Below are 5,809 nucleotides of genomic sequence, written 5' to 3'. Positions count from 1 at the left end.
GCAGCTCGTCGGTCAATCCGAAGATGGTCTGGCCCAGCGGGTCGCGGGCGCCCCAGCGCTTCAGGCTGGCGACGCAATCGCGCGCCAGAACCTTTTCGCCGTCATGGAACTTCAATCCGTCACGCAGCCGGATCGTCCAGGTCAGCCCGTCGGCGGACTGCTCCGCCCCTTCGGCCATCTGCGGCTTGACCTCGAACCGCGTGTTCATCCCGAACAGCGTGTCGTAGATCTGGTAGCCGTGATTGCGAACGGGTTGTCCGCTGGTGACCACCGGATCGATGCCCGAGAGGTTGGATGCCGGCACGACGCGCAACACGGTCTTCTTGGTCTGGGCGATCGCCGGGGCACTCAGCCCCGCCGACCCCGCCAGCGCCCCTGCCGCCATCGCCGATCCTGCCAGAAACGCACGCCGGGTCACAGTCATGGCACGAATTCTCCGAGAAAATGGGGTTTGCCGGTTACAGCTCGCGCGAGAGGCGCGGATCCAGCAGGTCGCGCAGTCCATCGCCGATCAGGTTGATGCTGAGGACGGTCAGCGACAGGAAGACCGCCGGGAAGAAGATGATGTTGGGGAACAGCTGGAAGTAGCTGCGGCCCTCGGAGATGACGCTTCCCCAGGTCGGCACCGACGGCGGCGTACCGGCGCCGATGAAGCTGAGGATCGACTCCGAGATGATGGCCGAACCGCAGATGAAGGTGCCCTGGACGATCAGCGGCGCCAGCGCGTTCGGCGCGATGTGGCGCAGCAGGATGACCATCGGCGGGGTGCCGATGGCGATCGCCGCCTCCACATAGGTCTGTTCCCGCAGCGTCAGGACGACGGCACGGACCAGACGGGTCACCCGCGGCGTCTCGGCGATCGCCAGCGCGATGATCACGTTCTCAACGCTGGCGCGGGTCAGGGCGATCAGGGCGATGGCCAGAAGAATGGCCGGGATCGCCATGAAGGCTTCAAGGACGCGCATCAGGAGGGCGTCCAGCTGCCGGAAGAAGCCCGTCAGCAGTCCGAGCACCAACCCGCCGAGCATGGCGAGCGCCGCCACCGAGAACCCGACCAGAAGGGAAACCCGCCCGCCATACAGCACCCGGCTGTAAAGCTCCCGGCCCAGCGCGTCCGTCCCGAACCAGTATTGGGCGGAGGGAAGCTTCAGCCGCGCGGCCGGCGCCAGCTTCTGCGGATCGGTGGTCCCGAGCCAGGGGGCCAGCAGCGCCGCGGCGACGATCAGCGACAGCACCAGGGCGCCGAAGATCATCGGGCCGTGATGACGCAGGAAGGGACCCCATGTCGAGCCGACGCGCTCGGGATCGGGGGAGGTGGCCGGAGCCATTTCAGTAGCGGATGCGTGGGTCGAAGATTGCATAGCTGATGTCCACGCAAAGGTTGACGATGATGTAGATGCCGGCGAGCAGCAGGATGACGCCCTGGATGATCGGGTAGTCGCGGCGCAGGATGGCGTCGACCAGCAGCCGCCCGACGCCTGGGATCGCGAAGACCGTCTCGGTGACCACGACCCCGCCGAGCAGCAGCGCCACGCCGATGCCGACCACCGTCGCGATCGGCACGGCCGCATTGCGCAAGGCATGCCGCCAGATGATCACCCGGTCGCTCATCCCCTTGGCGCGGGCGGTGCGGATGTAATCCTGCGACAGCACCTCCAGCACGCCGGCCCGGGTGATCCGGGTGATCAGCGCGATGTAGACCATCCCGAGCGACAGCGTCGGCAGGACGAGGTTGGACAGCCATGGTCCGACACCGTTCGACAGCGGCGTGTAGCCCTGCACGGGGAACCAGGCGAGCTTGATCGCGAACACCCAGATCAGCAGATAGCCGACCACGAAGACTGGAACCGAAAAGCCCAACACACTGACGACGAGCGCCAGCCGATCCACTGCCCGCCGCGCCCGCCATGCCGCCAGCGCGCCCAGCGGCACTGCGACCACCACGGACAGCAGGACGGTCAGCGCACCGAGCGAGAAGGTCGGTTCCAGACGCTGTGCGATCAGGTGGGTGACGGGCAGGTTCGAAAAGATCGACGTCCCCAGGTCGCCCTTCACGAGGTTGAGCAGAAAGATCCCCAGCCTGACGTGAAAGGGCTGGTCGAGCCCCAGGGCGACGCGGATCCGGTCGATTTCCTCGGGTGTCGCCAGATCCCCGGCGATTATGGTGGCCGGGTCGCCCGGCGCGAAATACAGAAGGCAGAAGATGATCAGGGCAACGAGGGCGACGACCGGTATGGCACCGAACAATCGCCGGATGATGAATGCGAGCATGGTTCTTCCCTGTTCCTGTCTGGCCGTCACGCCCTCGGTCGTAAGATGCCGAAGCTTATGCGGCCCATTCCTCGCCCCATGACTGGACGAGATGCCCTGCCGAAACCTCGCGGTATTCGCGGACCGGCGGTATGTAGTCGAGCCTGCGCACTGGGCTCTTGATTTCCGCGCTCGAAATCGACCGCGCCATCCTGCGCCGCGTGGGATCGGGCACTGGGACTGCGGAAAGCAGGCGTTTGGTGTAAGGGTGCTGCGGGTTGCCGAAGACCGCGGCGCGGGGCCCGATTTCGACCATCTCGCCCAGATACATCACCGCGACGCGGTGGCTGAGGCGTTCGACCACCGCCATGTCGTGCGAAATGAAGAGGTAGGCCAGTCCCAGGCTGGCCTGGAGATCGAGCATCAGATTGACGACCTGCGCCTTGATCGACACGTCGAGCGCCGAAACCGCCTCGTCGGCGATGATCAGCTTGGGCTCGACCGCAAGCGCGCGGGCGATGCAGATACGCTGGCGCTGGCCGCCGGAGAATTCGTGCGGATAGCGCGAGGCCATCTCGGGCTTGAGACCCACCCGGACCAGCAGGTCCGCAACCTTGTCGCGCGCCTGGGCGCGCGTTCCCATCCGGTTGACCAAGAACGGCTCGGCGATCGCGTTGCCCACCTTGATGCGGGGGTTGAGGCTGGCGAAGGGATCCTGGAATATCATCTGCATCTTCTTGCGCGCCTCCGACAGGGCGCGTGCGCTGGATGACAGGATGTTGGTGCCTTCGACGAGGATCGTTCCTGCCCTCGGTTCGATCAGGCGCAGGATCGACCGCCCGGTGGTCGACTTGCCGCACCCGCTTTCCCCGACCAGCGACAGGGTTTCCCCCGGCTGAACGCTGAAGGAAACATTCTCGACCGCATGCACGCAGCCGGCCGGCTTGCGCAGGATGCCGGAACGGATGTCGAAGCGGGTCGTCAGGCCGCGCACCTCCAGGACCGGGCGGTCGGCCTGGGCGATGGTATCCGGCGTTTCCACCGGCGTGTCCGCCTCTCCGGTCTTGATATCGACCACGGGAAAGCGCATCGGGCGCTCCCGGCCCGTCATCGACCCCAATTGCGGAACCGCCGACAGCAGGGCACGCGTATAGGGCTTGCGCGGATTGCGGAAGACCTCGGCGGTCTCGCCGGTTTCCACGACGTCGCCGTGGTACATCACCAGCATGCGGTCGGCGATCTCCGCCACGACGCCCATATCGTGGGTGATGAATAGGACCGACATGCCCTCTTCGGCCTGCAACGTCTTGATGAGTTCAAGCGTCTGCGCCTGGATGGTGACGTCCAGCGCGGTCGTCGGTTCGTCGGCGATCAGCAGCTTCGGCTTGCAGGCCAGCGCCATGGCGATCATGACACGCTGCCGCATGCCGCCGGAAAAGCGGTGAGGATACTCGCCGAGCCGCGATTTGGCGGCAGGAATCCTCACCTTGTCGAACAGCCGGACGGTTTCGGCTTCCGCCTCCACCCGCGACAGTCCTCGATGGAGCATCAGCGCTTCGACGATCTGGAACCCGACCGGAAGCACCGGATTGAGGCTCGTCATCGGCTCCTGGAAGATCATGGCAACCTCGTTGCCGCGAATCCTGCGCATCTCCTCGTCCGGAAGCCGGAGCAAATCGCGCCCCATCAGGTTGATGCTCCCGGCGATGCGGCTGTTCGTCGGCGGAAGGAGGCGCATGATCGACAAAGCCGTGACGCTCTTGCCGGATCCGGATTCCCCGACGATCGCCAGCGTCTCCCGCGGGCGGATGTCGAAGGACAAATTCCTGATCACCGGCTGCCACAGGCCATCCCGCGCAAACGATGTCGTCAGGTTGCGCACGGAAAGAACCGTCTGCTCCAATACCTCCTCCTAACCGCTATCCATGATTGTCGAACCGGCAACTTGACCGCCAAGAGCGCAACGCCCGTCCTTGCGGCCGGCGTTGCCTACGCCGGTCGGTACCAACAACTCGGAAGACACTGCCTTTTGCAGGACTTGTTTATGGGTAGGTCAGATCAGGCAGACTGAACGACGTGGCGTCACAATCTGCCAGCATTGCGCTCAAGCACTGACGATAGCAGTGACCAACGAATGCAGAAAGAACTGTGAGAGTCGAAGATCGTTGCCCATGGAGCAACACCATCGTGGGCCGGTGCTGGGCGTCCGGCAGCTCACCCGGCCCATATGTGCAGCATCAAGGGACTTTGTTGCAGCGCGACAATTTCGCTCGCAGGAAGCCCTTTCCCGGCGTCGTGGTTACGCGACGCGGATGGAGTCCGGGTGTCCGAGGTCGAGCATGCGGTTCAGGGTCCGGACCGCGATGGCGATCTCGGCGTTCCGCCGATCCTCGGTTTGGAACCGCAGGCCGTCACCTATGACGCGCTTCCAGCGACTGTAGAACGCCTCGACCAGGGCGCGGACGGTGTACCGGAAGGCTTTCTGCCACGCCAAGCGTCCGTGCTCAGCGATGTACTGAAGGTGCTGGTCGCGCTGCGTTGGGTCGGTCGCGGCGTTCGCGCTCGGCACCGCCGTGGAGCGAGGCGGCACGACCACGGCGACGTCCAGCGTGTGCTCCGCCACGGCTGCGGCCACGCCGGTCTGGTCGTAAGCCCCGTCGGCCACAAACGCGGCTAGGGGCTCCTCAATTTGGTCCAGCAGAGCACCGACCTGCGAGCCGTCATCAACACCGTGGTCGGTCAGGGTCGCCGCGAGGATCCGCCCGGTCACAGCATCCAGTCCGACATGCAGCTTCTTCCACGCGCGTCGGCGCTGGGTACCGTGCTTTTTGACCACCCATTCGCCGGGACCGCACAGCTTCACGCCCGTGCTGTCGACCAGCAGCTCCACAGCGCCGCCCGATGAGACCGGTTCCGAAGGGAGGCGCAGGGTCTGTGCGCGACGGCTGAGGGTGGAATGGTCGGGGACGGCAAGCTCCACGCCGACCAGTCGGACGATGGAGCCGACCAAGCCTTCGGTTCGGCGCTACGGCAGCCTGAACACGGCGCGCAAGGTCAAGGCTGTCGTGATCGCCAGGTCCGAGTAGAGGCGCTGCCCGCCGGGCGTGGTCCGCGTCTCCGCCCGCCAGCGCGCGACCGCCTCCGGCGTGAACCAGACTGTCAGGCTGCCGCGCGCCCGAAGCCCCGCGTCATACGCCGCCCAGTTGCGAACCCGATGGCGCTGCTTCGGAATGTGATGGCGGCGGGATGCATTGGCTTTGAACGGCATGACCGAACCAACACGAGAGCGAAGGGCCGGCCTTCTACCGCGATACCCCGAACGCCGCAACCGAAGGCCTCGGTGCAACAAGGTCACGCAACGGCCCCGGCGCACGTCCACCCACCCACGCGGCCTCGGCGCGCCGGGGATCCTGTGGCGCAGCAGCAGGCGCCTTCCGTCGAGGCGGGACATCAGCGGTTCCCCCTGCCTGACAGCCGGTGCATCAGTTCGCCGATGATACCGCGGCGGAAGAGCAGGACGCAGACGACGAAGATGCAGCCGATCACCACCGGCACCGGC

General features: G+C 65.7%; 4 protein-coding genes and 1 pseudogene. All 5 read right to left on the bottom strand.

What is annotated here, in order from left to right:
• A partial coding sequence (locus TSH20_RS32235; RefSeq protein ID WP_247874553.1) for an ABC transporter substrate-binding protein occupies positions 1 to 424 on the bottom strand: 424 nt, incomplete at its 3' end.
• Positions 425 to 458: 34 nt separating this feature from the next.
• The gene (locus TSH20_RS32230) at positions 459 to 1,328 is read right to left on the bottom strand and encodes an ABC transporter permease (RefSeq protein ID WP_109156000.1); all 870 of its coding nucleotides are present in this window, start codon (positions 1,326 to 1,328) and stop codon (positions 459 to 461) included.
• Between the two features lies 1 nt (position 1,329).
• On the bottom strand, positions 1,330 to 2,271 hold the full coding sequence (locus TSH20_RS32225; protein WP_109156001.1) for an ABC transporter permease: 942 nt from the start codon (positions 2,269 to 2,271) through the stop codon (positions 1,330 to 1,332).
• 55 nt (positions 2,272 to 2,326) lie between these two features.
• The gene (locus tag TSH20_RS32220) at positions 2,327 to 4,153 is read right to left on the bottom strand and encodes an ABC transporter ATP-binding protein (protein ID WP_109156002.1); all 1,827 of its coding nucleotides are present in this window, start codon (positions 4,151 to 4,153) and stop codon (positions 2,327 to 2,329) included.
• A 396-nt stretch (positions 4,154 to 4,549) separates the two neighbouring features.
• A pseudogene (locus TSH20_RS32215) lies at positions 4,550 to 5,518 on the bottom strand (IS5 family transposase).
• Between the last annotated feature and the right edge of the window lie 291 nt (positions 5,519 to 5,809).

This window comes from Azospirillum sp. TSH20 (assembly GCF_003115935.1).
In the GTDB taxonomy this organism is placed as follows: domain Bacteria; phylum Pseudomonadota; class Alphaproteobacteria; order Azospirillales; family Azospirillaceae; genus Azospirillum.
Note: the sequence above shows the minus strand (reverse complement) of the source record. Positions and strands in the feature narration are given on the sequence as shown.

Bases quoted from the DNA above. Each gene is read 5' to 3' on its own strand.
- TSH20_RS32230 (WP_109156000.1), bottom strand. From the start codon at position 1,328: ATGGCTCCGGCCACCTCCCCCGATCCCGAGCGCGTCGGCTCGACATGG.
- TSH20_RS32225 (WP_109156001.1), bottom strand. From the start codon at position 2,271: ATGCTCGCATTCATCATCCGGCGATTGTTCGGTGCCATACCGGTCGTC.